Source organism: Halorubrum luteum (assembly GCF_054652935.1).
In genome coordinates, this window is the sequence record NZ_BAAIGT010000002.1 from 1,352,392 (window position 1) to 1,372,688 (window position 20,297).

Here is a 20,297-nt window from a genome sequence, read left to right on the forward strand (position 1 = left end):
CGTGGGGGTGTCGAACTCTCCGTAGCGAATCGTCGATCTCAGTTCACCACGCCTCGCGCAGGACGTCCTCGATCGCTTCCACCGTCGGGTCCAGACCGTCGGGCGCACGCTCCATCATCGGGTCCTCGAGAACGAATTCGGCGATATCCGGGATGTCGCTCTCGCGGGTTTCGGGAAGGTCTCGCGCTCGCGTCGGCCGGCCGAGCGAGTCGCGAACCGCGGTGACCGTCTCGACGACCGCGTCGGCGACCGCCCCGTCGTCTTTCCCGTCGGTGTCGACGCCGAGTCCCGCCGCGTGGGCGTCCCTGTTCGCGTCGACGGAATCGAGCACGTACCGGAGCACTGCGGGTGCGAGCACCGCGTGGACGTCGCCCTGCTGGACGTCGTACCGTCGGGAGAACCCGTGGCCGAACGCGTGGATCACCGAGACCTTCCGGTCGAACTGCACGAGCAGGGCACCGAGTGCGGCGCGGTCCATCGCGGCCGGGTCCGGCTCACCGCCGGCTCTGTCGTCCTCGCGCGAACCGTCACCGGCGACCTGCGGCAACGAGTCGGTCAAGTATCGCAGCCCGTGTATCGCGGTCGCGTCGCTCACCGCCGCGGCGTCGCTGGCGTACGGCGTCTCGATCCCCTTGTTAAACCCGTTCATCGCCGACCCGGCGAGCGCGCCGCGCGGCGTCGTCTCGAACAGCGCCGGGTCGACGACGTCGGCGGTCGGGGTCGCGTCCCCGCTTATCAACACCGGCTGGCTCGTCGGCGACTCCTCGGCCGACGACACGACGAGCGTTCCACCCGTCGACAGATCCGCGCCCGCGAACGTCGTCGGAACGACCACGACCGGGAACGCCGGCTCGACGCCTGTCGGTCGTTCGACGCGACCGTCGGCCGCCGCGGCGTCCCGAAGCGCCGCGAGATCCCGTCCGTCCGCCGCGAGCACGCTCGCCTGTCGCGCGACGTCGAGGCTGCTCCCCCCGCCGACGCCGACGACCGCGTCGGCATCCGTCTCCTCCATTCGTTCGATCACGTCGTACGCCTCGTCGACGCGCTTTTGAGGCGTCGTGCCGTCGAAGACGCCGGCGAACCGGTCGCCGAGGCCATCGCGGATCGGACCCATCAGGTCGTCGTTCGCGCCGACGTTCGAACCGCAGACGACGAGCGCGCGGTCGACGCCCACGTCGCCCAGGTGATCGCCGAGGTCGGCGATCCGTCCGCGACCGTACAGCACGTCACAGCCGCGGTGTTCGTGGTCGAACGGCGACGTCGACAGCTCGCGAGACATACCGTCCGATCCTCCCGATCCGCCGTAGTACTGTCGGTGGGTGCTGGACGTGACCGGATCCCACGACGGTTTATCCCTGCTCCGCGTCGGGTGGCGTATGCCTGCCTACAACGTCGACACGCTTTCCGAACGGGAGCGCGCACGGATCGTCAAGTCTGCCGTCAGCCCGCGTCCGATCGCGTGGGTCAGCACGCGGGGTGAGGACGGCAGCGAGAACCTCGCACCGTACAGCTCGTACAACTACGTCAGCTCCGCGAACCCGGTCGTGCTGTTCAGCTCGCCGAACGCGGACCACGGCGGTTTGAAAGACAGCGCGCGCAACGCGCTCGAGACCGGGGAGTTCGCGGTCAACGTCGTCACCGAACCGCTGATCGACCGGATGGACGCGACGTCGGAGCCGCTCCCGACCGGGGAAAGCGAGTTCGAGGCCGCTGACGTCGCCACGGCAGACTGCGACCGGATCGACGCGCCCCGTGTCGCCGACGCTCCGATCACGATGGAGTGCACGCTGTACGACTCCCTGGAGATCCACGACCGGATCTCCGTGTTCGGCGAGGTGGTACGGTTCCACGTCGACGAGTCGGTCACCGCCGACGGGAAGGTCGACTCGCGGCTGCTGGGGACGGTCGGGCGGCTCGGCGGACCGTACTACACCGGGACGGACCCGCTCTCCTTCGAGCGCCAGCACTGAAAACGGGTGGTTGCGGACGACACCGCCGGCCGAGATACCCGTCCTCAAGCAGTGGTGATCCGTCATACCCTTATCACCGGGCTCGACGTAGCCGAACATATGTGCCATTCGGAGGTCCGATACGATGCCTGATCCGCAGACGCTGGTCGAACGGCTCACGCTCGCGGAGAAGATCGAACTAATCCACGGCGCGGTCGATCCTGACGGGACGGCGACGGGGTACGTCCCCGGCAACGACCGCGTCGGGATCCCGCCGCTGCGGCTCGTCGACGGGCCGCTCGGCGTACGCGCGCTGGGCCACCGAGCGACCGCGTTCCCCGCGTCGATCGCGCTCGCCGCGTCGTGGAACCCCGAGCTGGCGCGCCGGTTCGGGAGCGCGCTCGGTCGCGAAGCGTCGGCGTTCGGGCAGGACGTTCTTCTCGGACCGGGTGTCAATATCGCTCGTGTCCCGGAGGGTGGGCGGAACTTCGAGTACTACGGCGAGGACCCACATCTCGCGAGTCGACTCGCCGTGGGAACGATCGAAGGGATCCAGTCCGCGGACGTCGCAGCGACGGTGAAACACTACGTCGCTAACAACCAGGAGACGAACCGCTACGAGGTGAGCGCTGACGTCGACGAACGGACGCTCCGCGAGATCTACCTCCCCGCGTTCTGCGCGGCGGTCGAGGAGGCGGACGTCCACGCGGTGATGTCCGCGTACAACCGGGTCAACGGGGTCCACATGAGCGACCACGAACGGCTCCTCACCGACGTGTTGCGAGACGAGTGGGGGTTCGAGGGAATCGTCGTCTCCGACTGGTGGGGAACGCGGAGCACGGTCGACGCCGCGGTCGCCGGACTCGATCTCGAGATGCCGGGGGTCACGCTCGCGGAGTTCCTGCCGGACGACGCGGATGGGCCCGGCGGAGAGGCGGATGGGTCGGGCGGAGAGGCGGATGGGTCCGATGTCGCCACGGACGATTCCGAGGACCCCGCGCTTCCGCCACAGCCGGACGGGCCGGCCTACTTCGGCGAGCCGCTTCGCGACGCGGTCGAAGCCGGCGACGTCGACGAGGCGGTGATCGACCGGAAACTCGAGCGCCTTCTCGGCGTCATGGACGCGATCGGGTCGTTCGACCACGGAGGACCGCCGCACGAGGGCGGTTCGCGTTCGGACGCCCGGCAGGGCGAACTCGACTCCGCGCGACACCGGGCGCTCGCCCGGGAGGTCGCCGTCGCCGGCACGGTCATGCTCACGAACGACGGCGCGCTCCCGCTGGACTCGGACGATTCCGTCGCCGTGATCGGTCCGAACGCCGACGCCGCGAAACTCGGCGGTGGGGGCTCCTCGGAGGTGACGCCGTTCGTCGAGACCAGTCCCCTCGACGGGCTCCGAGACGCGGCGGCCTTCGAGGTTCCGTTCGAGCGCGGCATACCACGGATCGCGGAGTCGTCGTTCTTCGACGACGGAGTGGAGGCCGAGCCGGATACGGGGTCCGATCCGACCGTCGGCGACGCCGTGGCGACCGCCGCCGACGTCGACTGCGCGGTCGTCGTCGTCCAGGACGACGCGACGGAGTTCAGGGACCGACCGGACCTCGCGCTTCCCGGTCGACAGGACGAACTCGTCTCGGCAGTCGCAGACGCCGCCGACCGGACCGTCGTCGTGCTCCGGGCCAGCGGTCCCGTCGAAACGCCGTGGATCGACGCGGTCGACGCCGCCCTCGTGACGTGGTATCCGGGACAGGCCGACGGCGAGGCGCTCGCCGACGTGCTGTTCGGCGACGCCGACCCGGGCGGTCGGCTCCCGGTGACGTTCGGACGGTCGGCCGACGACTATCCGACCGCCTCGGCGGAGCGGTTTCCGGGCGTCGACGACGTCGCCTCGTACTCCGAGGGGGTGTTCGTCGGCTACCGCCACTTCGATGCCGAGGACCGCGAGCCGGCGTTCCCGTTCGGACACGGGACGTCGTACGCGGACTGGACGTACGAGGCGGTTACGGTCTCGGAGGCGTCGTCGGGGTTCGAGCTCGCGGTCGATCTCACGAACGCGGGCGACCGCGCCGGAACCGAGGTCGTACAGGCGTACGCCGACAGGTCGGCCGCACCGGTTCCGACGCCGGACCGCGAACTCGTCGGGTTCGCTCGAGTCTCGATGGGCCCGGGCGAAACGACGACCGCCCGGATCCCGTTCGACCGCGAGGGGCTGGCGTACTACGACGACGGGTGGCGCGTCACGCCGGGCGAGTACCCCGTGCACGTCGGCCGGTCCGTGCGGGACGCCCGCGTCTCGACCACCCTCTCCGTCGGCGACGGACCGTCCGAAGAGTAGTCGCCGTCCGCCGACGCACGCCCACCCCGTGATCGGCACCCCTCGACCGGAGTCCTCCTCGGCTGCGGGGCCCCACAGTGAGACTCGGATCGGTCGGGCTACAGGTCCCGCCAGCTGTGTTCGGGGGTCCAGCCGAGCAGCTGCTCGGCTTTCGAGAGGTCGACGATCCCCTCCGTTCCGTCGAACGTCGTCCGGACCTCGGCGTTCGGGTAGAACGCCTCGACCACGTCGGCGGTGGGCGCGTCGGCGGTGGTGTCGCTGGCGACCGCCCAGAACGCCTCGTGACCATCGAACTCCGCCTCGACCGCCTTGCGGGCGATCGTCGTCGCGTCCGGGACGGCGAGATACGAGAACAGCACCTCGCGGCCGGTCGCCGGATGGACGTCGTCGAGGGCGTCGAGCGACCGGTCCGCCTCGCGGAAGTACTCGCGCATCTCGTCGTCGGTCGTCACCCACGGGTACCGCAGCGACGCGATCGTCAGGTCCGTCGACGGACGGCGTCCGTACCCGTCCGCGGTCACCTCCATCGCGTGCTTGGCGATCCCGTACGAGTCGTCGGGGGTTCGCGGGTGTGCCTCGTCGACGGGGAGGTACTCGACCGCCGCGGGGCGCTCCTGGTGTTCGCTCCCGATCGCGTTGATGCTCGAGGGGAGCACCACCGACTCGAGCCCGAGCCCGTCCGCGGCCTCCAGCACGTGGATCGCGGACAGCACGTTGCTCTCGTACACGCGGTGGTCGGCGTTGCGGTAGGGGTTCGGGATCGTCCCCATGTGGATGATCGCGTCCGCGTCGTACTTCGCGAGCGCGCCGTACGTCTCGCCGGCGTCGAGCAGGTCCGTCGTGACGTATCTGTCGGAGGCTTCCTCGCGCCGCTTTCCCCGTGCGACGTTCACGGTTTCGTAGCCGTGGTCGGAGAGGTGTTCGAGTATCGCTTCGCCGATCTTGCCGTTGCCGCCAGTCACCGCGATCGTGTCGAGTGTCATCGGTGGTTCGTGTCGAGTGTCATCGGTGGTTCGTGTCGAGTGCGCTCAGTCGGCCTCCGGAACGGCCGTGCTACTCGAGGAGGCCCTTGATGTAGCCGATCGCGAACAGCCGACCCATATCAGTGTACCCCGCCATCGCGTCCTCGCGGTCCTGTTCGCCGACCATCCGCGGGACGTGGTCCGGACGGATCGGCCCGTCGAAGCCGACGTCCGCGTACGCCTCGATGGCGGCTTTCATGTCGGTCGGCCCTTCGTCGTGCCACGTTTCGACGAAGTTTCGCTCGTCTCCTTCGACGTCCCGGAAATGAACGAAGTGGATCCGGTCGCCGAACTCGCGGATCGCCTCTATCGTGTCGCCGGCCATCGCCGCGAAGTTCCCCTGACAGAACGTGACGCCATGGCGCTCGCTGTCGTGGAGCTCGAGTATCCGGCGATAGTCGTCGACCGACTGGACGATCCGTGGAACGCCGCGTACGGGCGATGTCGGCGGATCGTCGGGGTGTAACGCGAGGTTCACGCCGTACTCCTCGGCGACGGGGACTACCTCGTCGAGGAAGTACTCGAGGTTCGTCCACAGTTCGTCCTCGGTGATGCCTGCGGCCTCGTGGTCCGGGGCGCGCTCCATCCACTCGTGGTCGTACCCGATACGCTGGGAGTCGCCGCGCCCCGGAAGCGAGTCCGACGTACGGATCACGCCGAGGGGGTTCTCGGTCCACACCCAGCAGTACGTGTCGATACCGAGCCGGCCCATGTTCTCGAGGAGCGTTTTCACCGTCTCGATCTCCTCGTCACGCCCCTCTCTGCCGAGCACGACGTTCTCCATCGGCGGGCGGTCCTCGACCACGTCCAGCGAGAAGCCGTGGTCCGCGAACCGGGTCGTGGTGCGCTGGAGCGTGTCGTATTCCCACCAGTCGTCGACCCCCCAGAAGCGGACGACCGCCGTGTCCAGCCCGAGCTGTTTCGCGATCGTCCAGCGACGGTCCGGGCGGGGCGGTAGCATGACTGTCGGGTCCATGTTCGACTCGACCGTGTGACGCCACCCGTATCGACGTTTCGAAATCGACAGCTCACGGGTCAAAACGGTCGAATACGTGCATTGTCGCGTGAGGTGGGCGATACCGCTGATTGGATCTCATTTATAAATAAAGTACAGTTAGCAGTTAGCGGAACGCCAGCTCTCGAAGTACGCGCTCGCGGGGTGGTAGTCGGGCTCGACGCCCGGCGGTTCGGGCGCGACGAGATCGCCGCCCTCGTTCGGAGGAAGACGCTTCTCGTACCAGACCCCCGCAGGTCCACGATAGAGGTCCGTACACACCGTGAAACGGCGGTTCAGTTGGGTGAACCGTTCGGCGGCGTCATCGTCACCGTTCGCGACCGCGCGCTCGGCCAGCGCCGCGGACGCACCGATCGCCTCCGCGAGCGCCCAGCCGTACTGGTCGCTGACGATCGGCGTCCCGTCCGCCTCGTGGGTGTACACGAAGCCGTTCTCCGTCCAGCCGAGCTCGACCGCCGCGTCGAACAGATCGACCGCCCGCGCGTACCAGCCGTCTTCGGGAGTCGTCGCCGTCTCGACTGTCGCCGTCTCGACTGTCGTCGTCTCGACTGTCGCCGTCGACTCGACTGCCGCGGTCGACTTGTCCGGGTCCGCAGCGTCGTCGTACCGGTCGAGCAGCGCGAGGAACTTCGCCCACTCGACGTGGTGGCCCGGCTGATACCCCGGCGGTCGGAACTGGTGGCGGGGCTCGTCGGCGTTGTACCCGAACTCGTGGTCCCAGTCGGCGCCGTAGTGCTCCCACAACAGCCCGTCCGTCTCGGCCGCGAGGTCGACGGTGATCCGTCCGGCGATATCGCGTGCGCGATCGAGATACGTCTGATCGTCGGTCGCCTCGTACGCCGCGATGTACGCCTCACACGCGTGCATGTTCGCGTTCTGCCCCCGATACGCCTCCAGCTCGTTCCAGTCGGGATCGCAGTCGCTTCGCAGACAGCCCGTCCCGTCGTGGAACCGGCGCTCCAGCAGGTCGGCGGTCGCCTCGAGTCCGGCCGCGGCCCCGTCGATCCCGGCATCGGTCGCTCGGGCGTACGCGAGAAGCACGAAGGCGTGCCCGTACGCCGTGCGGGTGCGGTCGATCGGGGTTCCCTCGGCGTCGACGACGACGTGGTACCCCTCGCCGTCGTCGGCGCGGTGGGCGTCCTCGAGGAACGCGAGCCCGTGCGCCGCCGCGTCGCGGCACCAGGGCGGGCCGTCGACGACGACGCCGGCTGCGAAGTTGGCGATCGAGCGGCACGTCGCGACCAGGTGGCGTTCCTTGTCGGTGTAGCGGTCGCCAGTCTCCGGGTGGAGCAGTCGGAATCCGGCGTCGGCGAGCGCGTCGGGATACTGCAGTCGCAGCGTCGCGAGGAGTCGTCCGCGGAACGCGGCAGCCTCGAGGGTGCGCATGGAGCACACTCCCGCTCCCGCTCACAAAAACGCCGTGGTCAGCATGTCGTGGCCGGTACTGATCGCGTACCCGGGTCCCTTTTATTCGCCAGCCGGTTACTTCCGCACATGAGCACGCAGCTGTCGTTCCGAGAGGACGGCGTCGACGTCGTATATGAGGGCACCGAGTTCGAGCTGGGGAAGGATCTGATAGAGGAGGCGACGGGAAAGCCGTACCTGGACGTCACCGACCACGAGGTGCTCCGGATCGTCGCCGAGGAGCCGGAGTTCGACGGGGAGCCGGTCCGTATCGGGGACGTTTTATAAACCGGTAGTTCACGGGGAACGGTCACTCCCGCTCCGACCGAACCCTCCGGCTTGGCCACCGCGCGCGTTTTTCACGACCACGGCGATCAGATAGATCCCGACCGCGACGACGACGACGATCGCGGCTCCCGGTCGGAGTCCGTACGTCCAGGCCAGCACGAGTCCGGACAGCACCGACACCTCGCCGACGAATATCGAGCCGTACAGGGCTCGTCGGAAGCTCCGCGCGACCTGCGCCGCGGCGGCGACGCGGGCCGCCTGCTCGTCGAACGTGATGAAAAGCAGCTGTTTGTACGTGACGGCGAGCACGCCCAGAACCGCGAGCGTGAGCGCGGCCATCACGGTCACGCTTCGGTCGTCGGTGACCGAGATGCCGCCGAACAGGTAGCTACCGATCTCGACGGTCGCGAACCCGCCGCCCAGATCCAACACCAGCACGCCGACGGCGAAGCTCCCCGCCAACACGATAGCGATCGGAACGTCGCCGTGGTCGTCGGTGTGTGCCGTGAGCTGCTGTACGCCGACGGCTCCGGCGACCGCTGCGACGAGCGCGAACGCTGCATGAGCCACCGTCTCGCCGATCCCGGCGGCGAGACCGACCTGCTCGAGGCGTGTCCAGCGATCGGGCAGCGATGGCTGCCCCTCGGCTGTACGCCGGCTGCCGGTAGCGGTCCGTCGGCGGTCACCGTCGCTCATTCCTCGTCCGTGGCTCCGAGCGCGCGCTCGAACGCGGGAAGACAGATCCGTTCGAGCGATGACCCCGTCGCGTACGTTCCTGACGCCTCGCTGGGCAAGCACCGGATCCGTGAAGAACTTCGCGTCGTACTCCCCATGAGAATGGCCGTACGAGCCGTCGTCGTGTGCGTGGTCGTGGCCGTGGTCGTGGCCGTGGTCGTGGTCGTGGCCGTCGTCGTGGCCGTGGTCGTGGCCGTCGTACGGAATGAGATCGATCCCGTCGAGCGCGTCGATGAGCTTCACCTGCTCGTGGTCGTCGTCGAGACGGGTGGCGACGTGCTCCGCCCACGGTTGAAACCCCGATACGTCGAGGTGGACGAACGCGTCGGCGTCGACGACGGTCGGGAGGAGGTCGGCTGACGGCTCCCACTCGTGACCGTGGCTCCCCGGATCAACCGGATTCTCGACCGAAAGCTCCTCACCTCGCACGGCTCGAGCGAACTCCGCGAGGGTGAAAAACGAGGCGAACGCGGAACGGCCAGCAGCGTCTGCCTCCGATCGGCCGTCGAGGCAGCCGGCGACTCCGACGACCCCGACACCGGAGGCTGCCGAGAGCACTCGTCGCCGGGAGACGAGGTCTTCGCCTCGGTTACTCTGCACAACGCCCGCTTGTGGCGGACTCCGGAAATAAATTTCGTAATACGATCTGAAACAATAATCATACACAAGCGTCGGCAGTTCGTCGCCGAGACCACAACGCGTATTCGAGACGCGGTCGACGAAGACGTATGGCAACGGACCGTGTGAGTTTGACGCTCCCGAGCGAGCTGGTCGAGGAACTCGACGACATCGTCGACGAGTGGGGGTACTCGAGCCGGTCGAGCGCCGCGCGCGAGGCGCTTCGCGGTTTCCTCGCGGAGCGTCACTGGGAGGACTCGGATGACCGCCGACAACGCGGCTCGATCACCATCGTGTACGACCACCACGTCCGAGGGTTGACCGATGACCTGCTCGACGTCCAACACGCCCACGAGGATGTCGTCGTCGCGACCCAACACGTCCACTTCGATCCGGATCTCTGTCTGGAGACGCTCGTCGTCAACGGCCCGACCGCCGAGATTCGCGCCCTGCTGGAGGGGATAAACGGGATCGACGGCGTCGAACAGGTCCGATTCACCGTGGTGTGACCGGGCCGGACCGGTCTCCTCGTCACGCCGTCGACGACGCGGAGGGCGACCGATCGTCCCGGAGCGAAGCGAGCAGCTTCGCCGTCCCGTTCATGAACCCCTCCTCAAGAACGTGGTCGGCGGCGGCTTTCGCGGCGTCGTCCGCGTTGGCGACCGCGTACGCCTCGCCCGCCTGCTCGAACGTGGAGACGTCGTTTTCGCTGTCGCCGACGGCGACGAACGACCGCGGCTGCACCCCGAGCGAATCGGCGATCACGGTCAGCCCGTTCCCCTTGTTCACGCCGGTCGACTTGACGTGGTACGCGTACCCGGTGTCGACGATCTCGACGTCGCCGTCCGCCTCCGCGGCCGCCTCTCGAAGAAGCCGCTCGTCGGCGTCCATCGAGACGGCGATCTCGGTTTCTCGCCACCGATTGACCGTCTCGCCCGCACCCCAGCCGATCTCCCCACCGAGCTCACGGAACCGCTCGACGACCGCCTCGCACGCCGCCGGATCGCCGGTGATCGTCGTCGACTCGCCATCGTACGCGATGCCGCCGTTCTCCGCGACGACGAGCTGCGGGAGGCCGAGAAAATGCGCCAACGCCACCGGATACGGAAACGCCTTGCCGGTCGCGAACACGACGGGTGCCTCCCACCCCGGCAGCAGCTCGAACACGCGGGGATCGATCCGATGGTCGGGCGTCGTCAGCGTTCCGTCGATGTCGAGCACGAGGGGCGGAACCATCGGGTCTACTAACTCGGCCGCGGGACAACTGTCTTCCGCTCCGGGCTGGCCTTCAGGAGACGAGACCGATCGGCGAATATGGGTGGGGGCGACCGTGGCTATCGGCGACGAAGGCCACGAGCCGAACTGCGTTCGATCGAGCCGTGCGCCGTCGGCCGAGTCGCTCAGGCTTGGCCACTGCGCTCGAACAGCTTCCGAAACACGAGCGTCGGGAATCGTGGAACGAGCCGGCTCGGCGGACGACCCTTCCCGTCGGAACGTTGCACGGTGACCCGGTCGAGGAGTCCACCGTCGGCGAGCTCGTAGAGAACGCGCCGGATCGTGGACGCCGAAAGGGAAACGCCGTCCGCCGCCGCGATCGCTTCGGTCGCGGCGTTGACCGACCCGCGATTCTCTTCGGAGAGGGTTATTAGCTCGTAGAGGAGTCGCTGACGGTTCTCGGACAGGACGAGGACGCGCCCCAGTGCGACGCAGGGTTTCGGAACCGCGGCGATTCCGTCGTCGAGGTCGCTCGGGCGGATCGTCTTCGCACCGGTCCGTTCCGCGTGCCACGTCGCGCTCATGATCGCCGATAACGCGTCGTGTGCGTCCCCGTCGGCCCATTCCGCGACCTCGCGGATCTGGTCGTGGGTGATCGCGTCGCGACCGAGTCCGGAGGACGTCCGACTCGTCACCAGCTCGACGAGGACGTGATGTCGATACCGATCGAACTCGATCGACGTTTCCGGCGTCCAGTCGAGCGAGCGTGGCGGGTCACGACCGAGACACACTGGAACGATCCGATCGTCGACCGCGGAGAGCCACCCGACGAGCGTCATCGCCGACGGCGTGTCGGGTTCGTTCACGTGATCGAGCGCGACGACGAGGTCGGTCCCGGAGCGAACCGCCGCCTCGAGTGATGCGGCGAGATCCGAGGTGCCGACCCCGTGGTCGGGAACCGGCTCGTCGCTTATGGCCGCGAGCGTGTCGTGATACAGACGGAACCGTGTCGCTGCCCGGCGCACGTCGACGTAGACGAAGTTCGGAAGCGTCGGATCGACTGCACGCGTCGACGTCTGTATCGCCTGCCGACGACCGCCCTGCTCGGCCAGCCGGTCGAACAGCACGGAGACGACCGCGGACTTTCCGCTTCCCTTCGGCCCGTGAACGTACACGCTCGGTGGAAGCGATCCGGCGAACGCGGGGTCGAGCACGTCGAGGAGACGTTCGAGGTCGGGGCCGCGTCCAGTCGGCGACTCCGAGTGTGCGACCGGAGATATCGAGTCGAGGTCGGTGACGACGCCGCTGCTGGCGTCGTATCCGAGCCGTCGCTCGATGCGGTCGTCGATGTTCACGATCCTGCCTCCGAGATGGTGGGGGAAAACTGGCTCGAAACGAGACGTGACGTCGCCACCGATCGACCGGTGAGCGATACGGAGCGTGCTCGCCTTACCAGTGGTCCGGCTTGTACCGGTTGATAAGGATCGTCGAGATGACGAACACCACCGACGCGATCACGCTGCCGATGGCGCCGGACAGCAGCCGGACGCCGAGTGACCCGTCCGCGAAGAGAGCCATGATGACGAACACGATAGCCGCCATCACGATGAGGTTGCGTCCGTCCCGCCGTTCGAGGCCGCCGACTGTCGCCATACCCGCTGGTCGCCGCCGAGGGAGTTAAATCCATCTCGGCGACGCGACCGCTGTCCACACACTTATCCCACGGGACCGCTTTCCGGCGCATATGGCCGAACAAGGGTTCCACGAGTCGGTGGTCAAAGCCGATAAATGGAGCAAACCGATCGCGCTCGTCGTCGCGATCGCGGTGTTTCTCCTCGCCAACCGGCTGACCGCCGACGTCCAGTTTTCGTCGATCATCGCCGCGGCGGTGGGCATCGGAACGCGGTTTTACGTGCCGTACCACGCCAGCGTCCGCGTCCCGGAGCCGGACCGGATCCCACTGCATGAACACCCCGTCACCGGGAGCTACCACCACGGTGCTGCAGGCCTGTCGCTGGTCGTCGCGTCGTTCGTCGCGCTCGGCGTATTCCTGCTCGTTCACGGTTTTCTCACCGCGATTGGCGTCGGGGTCATATTCGGAGTCGTGTTGTATTTCGTGTTCTCGTGGTGGATTCTGACCGACTGATGCTCTCGGTGGGTCGGATCGGGCGATACCGCCGCTGGCTTCGACCGTATAAAAAAGGCCGTCGCCGCTAGTCGTCGGTTAGAACGCCGCGCCCGGCACCCACACTGCAGTGCTCAAGATCCCAACCATCGCGAGAACTGCGAGGATACTGTGGGTGATGAAGATGGACGCCGCCGGCGGGTCGACGTGGGTGTCACCGTGCGCGTAGAAGATGCGCTGGAACCCTTCGCCGATCATCGCTCCGAGGAATCCGAAGAACCCTGCAAACAGCATCGCAAGGCCCGGACTGAGCCCCGTCGCTATTCCGGCAAGATATGCGGTCGAAGCCGGGAGCGTCATGTGGTGGGTGACCGGAATCTTCCCGACGCCGAGGTTCAAAAACAGCAGCGTTGCCGCGCTGATACCGAACCCGAGGAACGGGCTCCCCGTCTGTAGCGCCGCGTACCCGCCAGCAAGCCCGGTAAAGAGACCGATGGCTGCGACGTGCGACCATTTGTACATGTTCGGCAGCCAGGGCTCGACGGCGAGGCGGTCCTCGCTGTCCTTTTCACCGTCGCCCGGCACTTCGCCGGGCTCGCGCATCTCCTCGCGCTCGAACGGCCCCATGTCCATGTAGCCGTTCGCCTTGCTGCTGAGGTTTCCGATGATCGAGTAGCCGAAAACGGCCCGATGGACGAGCGCGCTGGCAACGACGGTGAACGCGATCGGATCCGTCGGGATCGCGAGGTGCCGCAAACTCTGTTCGAGCGCGATGCCGAACACGCCGAAGAGGGCACCGACTGCAAGGATATCCGGTTTACTGCCCAGCGCAACCGTGATATCCTTCCCGTTGTGGTAGTCGAAGCCGGACTTCATATACCCCTGTTTGGCCGCATACGCAGCGGCTGCTGCACCACCCGCGAAGGAGATGTGCGGACCGAAGACGGGACCGAACCCGACGTCGACACCGACACCCTGGGCGGCGTCACCGCCCCAGACGCCTGCGATCACGAGGAAGCCGGTGAAGACGAACGCCGGTAGTGCACCGAGCGCCGCGCCGAACGCGCCGCCGGCCGCCGCGCCGAGCCAGATGGCCGGATCGAGGAGCACCTCGAGCACGGCATCGACCGATCCGGCGTCCCAGCCCTGCAGAAGAACGCCTGCGAGAGCCGCTTCGATGGTCGGGAGCGACATCTATTCGTCCCCCTCGTCCTGCGCCCAGTTCTTGGACCGCTCGACCGCGTCGTCCCAGCGGCTGTACAGCTTATCGACCTCAGCCTGACCCTTCTCGGGTGAGAACTCGCGGTCGACCTGCCAGTTGTCGCGGAGCTCGTCGATCGACTCCCAGTAGCCGACCGCGAGGCCCGCGGCGTACGCGGAGCCGAGCGCAGTCGTCTCGTCGACTTCCGGGCGGGCGATCTCCGTCTGGATGATGTCCGACTGGAGCTGACAGAGGAAGTTGTTCTTGACGGCTCCGCCGTCCACGCGGAGACTCGTCAGCTCGACGCCGGAGTCAGCCTCCATCGCCTCCGCGACGTCGCGGGTCTGGTAGGCGATGCTCTCGAGCGTCGCACGAACGATGTGTTCTTTCTCCGTGCCGCGAGTCATCCCGACGATGGTCCCGCGCGCTCGACCGTCCCAGTGGGGGGCTCCGAGCCCGGTGAACGCCGGCACCATGTACACGCCGTCGGAGGAGTCGACGGAGCGGGCCAGCTCCGCCGTCTGGGCGGCGTTGTTGATGAGGTCGACGTCCTCGAGCCATTCGATCGCCGCGCCCGTGATGAAGATCGACCCTTCGAGCGCGTACTGGACGGGTTCGCCGGACATCTGGAAGCCGATCGTCGTCAGCAGCCCGTGGTCGGACTCGACGGCCTCCTCCCCGGTGTTCATCAGGTAGAACGAGCCGGTGCCGTACGTGTTCTTCGCGTCACCCGCGTCGAAACACGTCTGTCCGAACAGCGCCGCCTGCTGGTCCCCCAGCGCACCCGCGACGGGCACTTCGGCGTCGAGGAACCCGTCGGGGTCCGTGTGGCCGTAGTAGTCCTCGTCGGAGGATGGGCGAACCTCGGGCACCATCTCTTCCGGCACGCCGAACTCCTCGAGCAGTTCGTCGTCCCACTCGAGATCCCGGATGTTGTACAGCATCGTCCGGGAGGCGTTCGAGACGTCCGTGATGTGGTTACCCGTGAGATTGTAGATGAGCCACGAGTCGATCGTCCCCATCAGAAGCTCTCCGTCTCGCGCCCGCTCTCGAAGGTCGCGTCCGCGGGAGCTCTGCATCTTCAGCGGCTCCGCGTTGTCGAGGATCCACTCCGTCTTCGTCGCGGAGAAGTACGCGTCACACTCGAGACCCGTCTTCTCGCGGATCTCCTCGACCTTTCCTGCTTCCTGTATCTCTTCGACCCGGTCCGTTGTCCGGCGGTCCTGCCAGACGAGCGCGTTATGTACCGGCCGTCCGGTTTCGCGGTCCCAGACGATCGTCGTTTCGCGCTGGTTGGTGATTCCGATCGCGTCGAGCTGGTCGGCCTCGAGTCCCGCGTCCACGAGACCGTCGAGCACGACCTCCTTCGTGTTCTCCCAGATCTCTATCGGGTCGTGCTCGACCCAGCCGGGCTCCGGGTAGATCTGTTCGTGTTTCTGGTAGGCGTTCGCAACCACCTGACCGCCGTGGTCGAACACCATGAATCGAGTCCCTGTCGTCCCCTGGTCTATCGCACCGACGTACTGTGTCATGTTTGGATCCCTCTTGCGGCGGTGTACCGGCCGCTTCGGTGCGTCTAAGCCCGATATCGTCGACCGACCTCGCTCCTCGCCTCCGAGTCAACTCGCATGGGCATCGACGCCACGGCATATCTTTACGGTTGCTGCCGTGTCGTTCGTGAACATAATGGAAGAGCATAATAAACTTACCGTTTGGTCCACAGAATATCCGGTGATTTCTACCTATTTCGGGTTTCGGGGCCGGTATACTGACGGGTGGGCGTCCGAAAAATACTGATAGTTACGCCCGGTCCATGCTAAGAGGTAAAGTAAAGTGTCCGGACCCCAAACCACGAACGTCATGAGCGAACAGGCGGACGTCATCGTGGTCGGCGGGGGATCGACCGGCTGCGGCGTCGTCAGAGATCTCGCGCGTCGGGGGCTCGACGTACTGCTCGTCGAGAAGGGGAACCTCACGCACGGGACGACGGGACGAATGCACGGGCTCCTTCACAGCGGCGGACGCTACGCCGTTTCGGACCAGAAGAGCGCCCGTGAGTGTATCGAGGAGAATCGGGTACTCCGTGAGATCGCGAGCCACTGCGTCGAGGAGACCGGCGGGCTGTTCGTCAAACGCCCGGAGGACGACGAGGAGTACTTCCAGGAGAAGCTCGAGGGGTGCCGGGCGTGTGATATCCCCGCCGAAGTGATCGATGGCGAGGAAGCCCGCCGACGGGAGCCGTATCTCGCGCGGGACGTCGAGAAGGCGATCGCCGTACCCGACCACGCGATCGACCCCTTCCGACTCTGCGTCGCAAACGCCGCGGACGCGGAGGAACACGGCGCGCGGATCGAGACCCACGCGGAAGTGACCGACGTGCTCGTCGAGGACGGCGAGATCGTCGGCGTCGAAGTCGAACACGACTCTGGACCCGGCAAACGGGTCCACCGCGAGCCCGGAACGACCGAGCAGATCCGTGCCCGTCACGTGGTGAACGCGTCGGGCGCGTGGGCAGGGCAGATCGGCGAGATGGCCGGCGTCGACGTCGAGGTTCGCCCCTCGAAGGGCGTGATGACCGTGATGAACGTTCGCCAGGTCGACACCGTCGTCAACCGCTGTCGACCGAAAGGCGACGCCGACATCGTCGTGCCACACGAGACCGCCTGCATTCTCGGAACCACCGACGAGGAGGTCGAGGATCCCGAGGACTACCCCGAAGAGGAGTGGGAGGTCGATCTGATGATCGAGACGCTGTCGGAGCTCATCCCCGCGCTCAAGGACGCCCGGACGCTTCGGTCGTTCTGGGGGGTTCGACCGCTGTACGAGCCGCCGGGAACCGGCACCGAGGACCCAACCGACATCACGCGCGACTACTTCCTGCTGGATCACGCCGACCGCGATAGCCTCCCCGGGATGACCACCATCGTCGGGGGGAAACTGACCACGTACCGCATGATGGCCGAGTCGATAAGCGACCACGTCTGTGCGAAGCTCGGCCACGAGGCCGACTGCGACACCGCCGAAGTCCCGCTTCCGGGCTCGGAGGATTTCTCCGTGCTCCGCGAGTACATGGACGAGTTCGGTCTCCGCTCGCCGGTCGGTCGTCGCTCGGTCCAGCGCCTCGGCTCCAAGGCCGACGACGTGCTCAAAAGCGCCGACCCGAACCCGGTCGTCTGCGAGTGCGAGGGCGTCACCCGCGCGGAGGTCCAGCACGCAATCGACGATGCGGGCTCCGATCTCAACGCCGTCCGACTTCGCACGCGTGCATCGATGGGGAACTGTCAGGGTGGGTTCTGTTCCCATCGCATTGCCGCCGAGCTGGGTCAGGAGTATCCGGAGTCCGTCGTCCGCGACGCCGAGGACGAGCTGTATCAGGAGCGCTGGAAGGGACAGCGGCACGCGCTGTGGGGACGACAGCTCTCGCAGGCGATGTTGAACCACCTGCTGCACGCGACGACGATGAACCGCGATGGCGACCCCGCGGGACTCGAGACGGAAACCGACTTCGCCGCGTTCGACGCGGGACCGGAGGAAACTGCTCCGAGCGACACCGATGGAGCTGCCTCGCCGGCCGCGACCGACGGAGGCGTCGATGGCGATCGATAGCGACGTCCTCGTCGTGGGCGGCGGTCTCGCCGGGATCACGGCGGCGATATCGGCGGCTCGCGAGGGTGCCGACGTCCGCCTCGTCTCCCACAAAGCGAGCACGCTTCGACAGGCGTCTGGACTGGTCGACGCGCTCGGATACCTCCCGCCGACGGAGCCGGCGAAACCCCTCCGAGACGGTCCGCCGACCGCCGGCCGCGGCATCGACCACGACCAGTGGCCGGATCCTGAGGGACCGCTCGTCGACCCGTTCGCGTCGGTCGACCGGCTCCCCGAGACCCACCCCTACCGGATCATCGGTGCGGACGCGCTTCGAGAGGGACTCGAACTGTTCGACGAGCTCGTCGGCGACGCGTACCTCGGCTCACACACCGACGACAACGCGCTCGTGCCGACGTTCGGCGGAAGCGTGAAGCCGACGGCTCGCTACCCGCGGTCGGCCGCCGCCGGAGTCGCGAGCGACGGTGGATCCATGCTGGTCGTCGGATTTCGGTCGCTCACGGAGTACGATGCGACCGTCTTCGCCGACCGACTCGCTGCGGCCGGCGTTCCGTTCGACGTCGCCGGCGCGGAAGTCGAGTTCGCGGAAGCGTTCCGCACGGACTCGAAGATCACGCGGACCGCGAAGGCGCTCGACAGGGACGAACCGATAGACGGGACGCCGGCTCGCGAGGCGCTCGCGAAGGCCGTCTCGCCACACCTCCACGATGTCGTCGACGCCGATGAAGGCGTCGACCGCGTCGACCGCGTCGGATTCCCCGCCTTCCTCGGCGACGAGCACGCCGCCGAGGTGCGCGAGGAGCTCTCCGATCGACTGGGCGCGGAGGTGTTCGAGATTCCGATGGGGCCGCCGAGCCTCCCGGGGCTGCGGTTGGAGGACCGTCTGTACGACGTGCTCGATGCCGAGGGGGTCCGATTCGAGACCGGAAACCCGGTGGTCGACGTCGAAACGAACGGCAACGGGCACGTCGATCAGGTGCTCGTCGATCGGAAGGGACGTGAGACGCCGTACGGCGCGGACGCGTTCGTGATCGCGACGGGCGGACTGGTCGGAAAGGGACTCGACTCGGACCGTGACGGCGTCACCGAACCCGCGTTCGGACTCTACGTCCCACAGCCGTCGGATCGATACGAGTGGTTCGTCGACGACGCGTTCGGCGACCAGCCGTACGCCAGGTTCGGCGTCCGGCCGAACGAACGGGTCCAACCGCTCGATGCGAACGAGGAGGTGCAGTACGGGAACGTGTTCGCCGCCGGCTCCGTGGTCGGTGGTGCGGACGTGGCCCGAGAGAAATCCGCGAGCGGCGTTTCGCTCGCGACCGGCCTCGTGGCCGGCAGGGAGGCAGCGACGGAGGTTCGACAATGATACGAGACAGCGGACACGAGAGGAACGGACGAGACGGATCGAGCGGGTCGGATCCGACGGCGGCGACCGACGGTGGCACCGAGAGCGCGACCGGCGGGTCGGCGTCGGCGGAGCTAGACCCCGGAACGTACGATCCCGTCGACGTGTTCCCCGGCGGCGAGCTCGACCTCCGTGAGGGTGCGGACTCCTGTTATAAATGCACAAGCTGTGACACGTCCTGTCCGGTCGCGGAGGTCGACGACGAGTTCCCCGGGCCGAAGTTCCAGGGGCCGGAACAGTGGCGGCTCAAGCGAAAGGACGACGCCGACATCGACGAGTCGATCACCTCCTGTTCGAACTGCATGCGGTGTGACGATGCCTGTCCGTCCTCGGTCCCGCTCTCGCAGATGCACAACGAGGCGCGCGGACAGTACGTCGACAACCAGATGGACAAGCTTTCGCGGGAGTATATCCGCAACCGGATCCTCGCGAACTACCGCACGTCGGCTCGCCTCGCCAGCATCGTCCCACGAATATCCACGTTTACGATGAACTTCGGGCCGGTTCGCTGGGTGATGGAGAAGACGCTCGGCATCCCGAAACAGCGGGATTTCCCGGAGTTCGCGACCACGACGTTCCGCGAGTGGTGGCGCGACCGCGGCGGTGCGCAGGTGGAGAACCCGGATAAGCGCGTGGCGTACTTCCACGGCTGCTACTCGAACTACAACACCCCGGAAGTCGGGAAGGCACTGGTCCGCGTGTACGAACAGTTCGGCTACGAGATCATTGTTCCGCCACAGAAGTGTTCGGGGACGCCGATGTTCGCGAACGGCATGTTGAGTGATGCGCGCCGACACGCGGAGACGAACGTCGAGGGGCTCGTCGAGGCGATCGCCGACGGTGCCGACGTGGTCGCCTCCTGTACCTCCTGTTCACTGGCCCTGCGACAGGAGTACCCGGAGCTGTTCGACATCCACGGGATCGAGGACGTCTCCGAGCACACCTACGAGGGAATGGAGTATCTCCGGATCCACGAGGATCTCGACGGGGCGCTGGCCGACGCGGGCGGACTCGACGACGATCGGGCGTACGCGTATCACGCGCCGTGTCACGCCCGTAATCAGGGGCTCGAACGGCAGGCCGTCGAGACGTTCCGCGAGGTCGACGGGATTAATATGGAGGATGTCGGTGACTCCTGTTCGGGCATCTCCGGGACGTACGGCTGGAAGTCGGAAAAGTACGAGAAATCGATGCAGATCGGCGAGGAGATGTTCGACCACATGGAAGCCGCCGAGGGTGAGGTGGGAATGACGGAGTGTCCGACCTGCGCGATGCAGATGGAGCACGGAACCGGCTACGAGATCCGACACCCCCTCGAACTCCTCGCCGACGCACTCGACGTCTGACGGTGGCGGTGTCAACGACCGTTCGTAGCCCAA

At 66.9% G+C, this 20,297-nt stretch carries 18 protein-coding genes; 8 read left to right on the forward strand and 10 right to left on the reverse strand.

The window, feature by feature from the left end; genetic code table 11:
- Positions 1-43: 43 nt before the first annotated feature.
- Positions 44-1,279 carry an iron-containing alcohol dehydrogenase family protein gene (locus ACYQ0R_RS06745; RefSeq protein ID WP_459821854.1) on the reverse strand — a complete coding sequence of 412 codons (1,236 nt, stop codon included), beginning with the start codon at positions 1,277-1,279 and terminating at the stop codon, positions 44-46.
- Between the two features lie 97 nt (positions 1,280-1,376).
- Here ACYQ0R_RS06745 and ACYQ0R_RS06750 point away from each other — a divergent pair, with 97 nt between their 5' ends.
- Entirely contained in the window at positions 1,377-1,970 is a 594-nt protein-coding gene (locus tag ACYQ0R_RS06750; RefSeq protein ID WP_459821856.1) for a flavin reductase family protein, read from the forward strand.
- 124 nt (positions 1,971-2,094) lie between these two features.
- Positions 2,095-4,284, forward strand: a complete 2,190-nt coding sequence (locus tag ACYQ0R_RS06755) for a beta-glucosidase family protein (RefSeq protein ID WP_459821857.1) — start codon at positions 2,095-2,097, stop codon at positions 4,282-4,284.
- 98 nt (positions 4,285-4,382) lie between these two features.
- Here ACYQ0R_RS06755 and ACYQ0R_RS06760 read toward each other — a convergent pair whose 3' ends face one another.
- The 3 genes from ACYQ0R_RS06760 to ACYQ0R_RS06770 form a co-directional block, all read right to left on the reverse strand.
- Positions 4,383-5,267: an NAD-dependent epimerase/dehydratase family protein gene (locus ACYQ0R_RS06760; RefSeq protein ID WP_459821859.1), complete on the reverse strand. Its 885-nt coding sequence runs from the start codon at positions 5,265-5,267 to the stop codon at positions 4,383-4,385.
- A 70-nt stretch (positions 5,268-5,337) separates the two neighbouring features.
- Positions 5,338-6,282, reverse strand: a complete 945-nt coding sequence (locus tag ACYQ0R_RS06765) for a mannonate dehydratase (RefSeq protein WP_459821861.1) — start codon at positions 6,280-6,282, stop codon at positions 5,338-5,340.
- A gap of 138 nt (positions 6,283-6,420) precedes the next feature.
- Positions 6,421-7,707 carry an AGE family epimerase/isomerase gene (locus ACYQ0R_RS06770; protein WP_459821863.1) on the reverse strand — a complete coding sequence of 429 codons (1,287 nt, stop codon included), beginning with the start codon at positions 7,705-7,707 and terminating at the stop codon, positions 6,421-6,423.
- Positions 7,708-7,815: 108 nt separating this feature from the next.
- On the opposite strand from ACYQ0R_RS06770, the gene ACYQ0R_RS06775 reads away from it, so the two are divergent.
- A complete protein-coding gene (locus ACYQ0R_RS06775; protein ID WP_459821864.1) occupies positions 7,816-8,013 on the forward strand; it encodes a DUF5800 family protein in 198 nt (65 codons plus the stop codon).
- A gap of 9 nt (positions 8,014-8,022) precedes the next feature.
- Here the strand turns inward: ACYQ0R_RS06775 and ACYQ0R_RS06780 are convergent, their stop codons facing one another.
- Positions 8,023-9,348, reverse strand: a complete 1,326-nt coding sequence (locus ACYQ0R_RS06780; protein WP_459821865.1) for a metal ABC transporter solute-binding protein, Zn/Mn family — start codon at positions 9,346-9,348, stop codon at positions 8,023-8,025.
- Positions 9,349-9,476: 128 nt separating this feature from the next.
- Between ACYQ0R_RS06780 and nikR the strand changes: the two genes are divergently transcribed.
- Complete coding sequence (nikR, locus tag ACYQ0R_RS06785) at positions 9,477-9,875, forward strand: nickel-responsive transcriptional regulator NikR (protein ID WP_459821867.1); 399 nt, start codon at positions 9,477-9,479, stop codon at positions 9,873-9,875.
- 22 nt (positions 9,876-9,897) lie between these two features.
- Here nikR and ACYQ0R_RS06790 read toward each other — a convergent pair whose 3' ends face one another.
- The 3 genes from ACYQ0R_RS06790 to ACYQ0R_RS06800 form a co-directional block, all read right to left on the reverse strand.
- Positions 9,898-10,602: an HAD-IIB family hydrolase gene (locus tag ACYQ0R_RS06790; protein WP_459821868.1), complete on the reverse strand. Its 705-nt coding sequence runs from the start codon at positions 10,600-10,602 to the stop codon at positions 9,898-9,900.
- A gap of 164 nt (positions 10,603-10,766) precedes the next feature.
- Positions 10,767-11,936, reverse strand: a complete 1,170-nt coding sequence (locus ACYQ0R_RS06795) for a Cdc6/Cdc18 family protein (RefSeq protein WP_459821870.1) — start codon at positions 11,934-11,936, stop codon at positions 10,767-10,769.
- Between the two features lie 94 nt (positions 11,937-12,030).
- Positions 12,031-12,234: a hypothetical protein gene (locus ACYQ0R_RS06800; RefSeq protein ID WP_459821872.1), complete on the reverse strand. Its 204-nt coding sequence runs from the start codon at positions 12,232-12,234 to the stop codon at positions 12,031-12,033.
- Between the two features lie 91 nt (positions 12,235-12,325).
- On the opposite strand from ACYQ0R_RS06800, the gene ACYQ0R_RS06805 reads away from it, so the two are divergent.
- Positions 12,326-12,727, forward strand: a complete 402-nt coding sequence (locus ACYQ0R_RS06805) for a hypothetical protein (RefSeq protein WP_459821873.1) — start codon at positions 12,326-12,328, stop codon at positions 12,725-12,727.
- Positions 12,728-12,805: 78 nt separating this feature from the next.
- Here the strand turns inward: ACYQ0R_RS06805 and ACYQ0R_RS06810 are convergent, their stop codons facing one another.
- Positions 12,806-13,900, reverse strand: a complete 1,095-nt coding sequence (locus ACYQ0R_RS06810; RefSeq protein WP_459821874.1) for a DUF7973 family transport facilitator — start codon at positions 13,898-13,900, stop codon at positions 12,806-12,808.
- The gene (gene glpK, locus ACYQ0R_RS06815; protein WP_459821876.1) at positions 13,901-15,439 is read right to left on the reverse strand and encodes a glycerol kinase GlpK; all 1,539 of its coding nucleotides are present in this window, start codon (positions 15,437-15,439) and stop codon (positions 13,901-13,903) included.
- A gap of 328 nt (positions 15,440-15,767) precedes the next feature.
- On the opposite strand from glpK, the gene glpA reads away from it, so the two are divergent.
- From glpA to ACYQ0R_RS06830, 3 genes are read left to right on the forward strand one after another with little or no spacing between them, the layout of a single operon-like run.
- Positions 15,768-17,513 carry an anaerobic glycerol-3-phosphate dehydrogenase subunit GlpA gene (gene glpA / locus ACYQ0R_RS06820; protein WP_459821877.1) on the forward strand — a complete coding sequence of 582 codons (1,746 nt, stop codon included), beginning with the start codon at positions 15,768-15,770 and terminating at the stop codon, positions 17,511-17,513.
- Positions 17,500-18,879: a glycerol-3-phosphate dehydrogenase subunit GlpB gene (gene glpB / locus ACYQ0R_RS06825; RefSeq protein ID WP_459821878.1), complete on the forward strand. Its 1,380-nt coding sequence runs from the start codon at positions 17,500-17,502 to the stop codon at positions 18,877-18,879. The genes glpA and glpB overlap by 14 nt, the downstream gene beginning before the upstream one ends.
- On the forward strand, positions 18,876-20,264 hold the full coding sequence (locus ACYQ0R_RS06830) for an anaerobic glycerol-3-phosphate dehydrogenase subunit C (RefSeq protein WP_459821880.1): 1,389 nt from the start codon (positions 18,876-18,878) through the stop codon (positions 20,262-20,264). Before glpB ends, ACYQ0R_RS06830 begins: the two co-directional genes overlap by 4 nt.
- Positions 20,265-20,297: the final 33 nt, after the last annotated feature.

What these genes read in the sequence shown, in the direction of transcription:
- ACYQ0R_RS06745 (WP_459821854.1), bottom strand. Translation starts at nt 1,279, where the DNA reads ATGTCTCGCGAGCTGTCGACGTCGCCGTTCGACCACGAACACCGCGGC.
- ACYQ0R_RS06750 (WP_459821856.1), top strand. Translation starts at nt 1,377, where the DNA reads ATGCCTGCCTACAACGTCGACACGCTTTCCGAACGGGAGCGCGCACGG.
- ACYQ0R_RS06755 (WP_459821857.1), top strand. Translation starts at nt 2,095, where the DNA reads ATGCCTGATCCGCAGACGCTGGTCGAACGGCTCACGCTCGCGGAGAAG.
- ACYQ0R_RS06760 (WP_459821859.1), bottom strand. Translation starts at nt 5,267, where the DNA reads ATGACACTCGACACGATCGCGGTGACTGGCGGCAACGGCAAGATCGGC.
- ACYQ0R_RS06765 (WP_459821861.1), bottom strand. Translation starts at nt 6,282, where the DNA reads ATGGACCCGACAGTCATGCTACCGCCCCGCCCGGACCGTCGCTGGACG.
- ACYQ0R_RS06770 (WP_459821863.1), bottom strand. Translation starts at nt 7,707, where the DNA reads ATGCGCACCCTCGAGGCTGCCGCGTTCCGCGGACGACTCCTCGCGACG.
- ACYQ0R_RS06775 (WP_459821864.1), top strand. Translation starts at nt 7,816, where the DNA reads ATGAGCACGCAGCTGTCGTTCCGAGAGGACGGCGTCGACGTCGTATAT.
- nikR (WP_459821867.1), top strand. Translation starts at nt 9,477, where the DNA reads ATGGCAACGGACCGTGTGAGTTTGACGCTCCCGAGCGAGCTGGTCGAG.
- ACYQ0R_RS06790 (WP_459821868.1), bottom strand. Translation starts at nt 10,602, where the DNA reads ATGGTTCCGCCCCTCGTGCTCGACATCGACGGAACGCTGACGACGCCC.
- ACYQ0R_RS06800 (WP_459821872.1), bottom strand. Translation starts at nt 12,234, where the DNA reads ATGGCGACAGTCGGCGGCCTCGAACGGCGGGACGGACGCAACCTCATC.
- ACYQ0R_RS06805 (WP_459821873.1), top strand. Translation starts at nt 12,326, where the DNA reads ATGGCCGAACAAGGGTTCCACGAGTCGGTGGTCAAAGCCGATAAATGG.
- ACYQ0R_RS06810 (WP_459821874.1), bottom strand. Translation starts at nt 13,900, where the DNA reads ATGTCGCTCCCGACCATCGAAGCGGCTCTCGCAGGCGTTCTTCTGCAG.
- glpK (WP_459821876.1), bottom strand. Translation starts at nt 15,439, where the DNA reads ATGACACAGTACGTCGGTGCGATAGACCAGGGGACGACAGGGACTCGA.
- glpA (WP_459821877.1), top strand. Translation starts at nt 15,768, where the DNA reads ATGAGCGAACAGGCGGACGTCATCGTGGTCGGCGGGGGATCGACCGGC.
- glpB (WP_459821878.1), top strand. Translation starts at nt 17,500, where the DNA reads ATGGCGATCGATAGCGACGTCCTCGTCGTGGGCGGCGGTCTCGCCGGG.
- ACYQ0R_RS06830 (WP_459821880.1), top strand. Translation starts at nt 18,876, where the DNA reads ATGATACGAGACAGCGGACACGAGAGGAACGGACGAGACGGATCGAGC.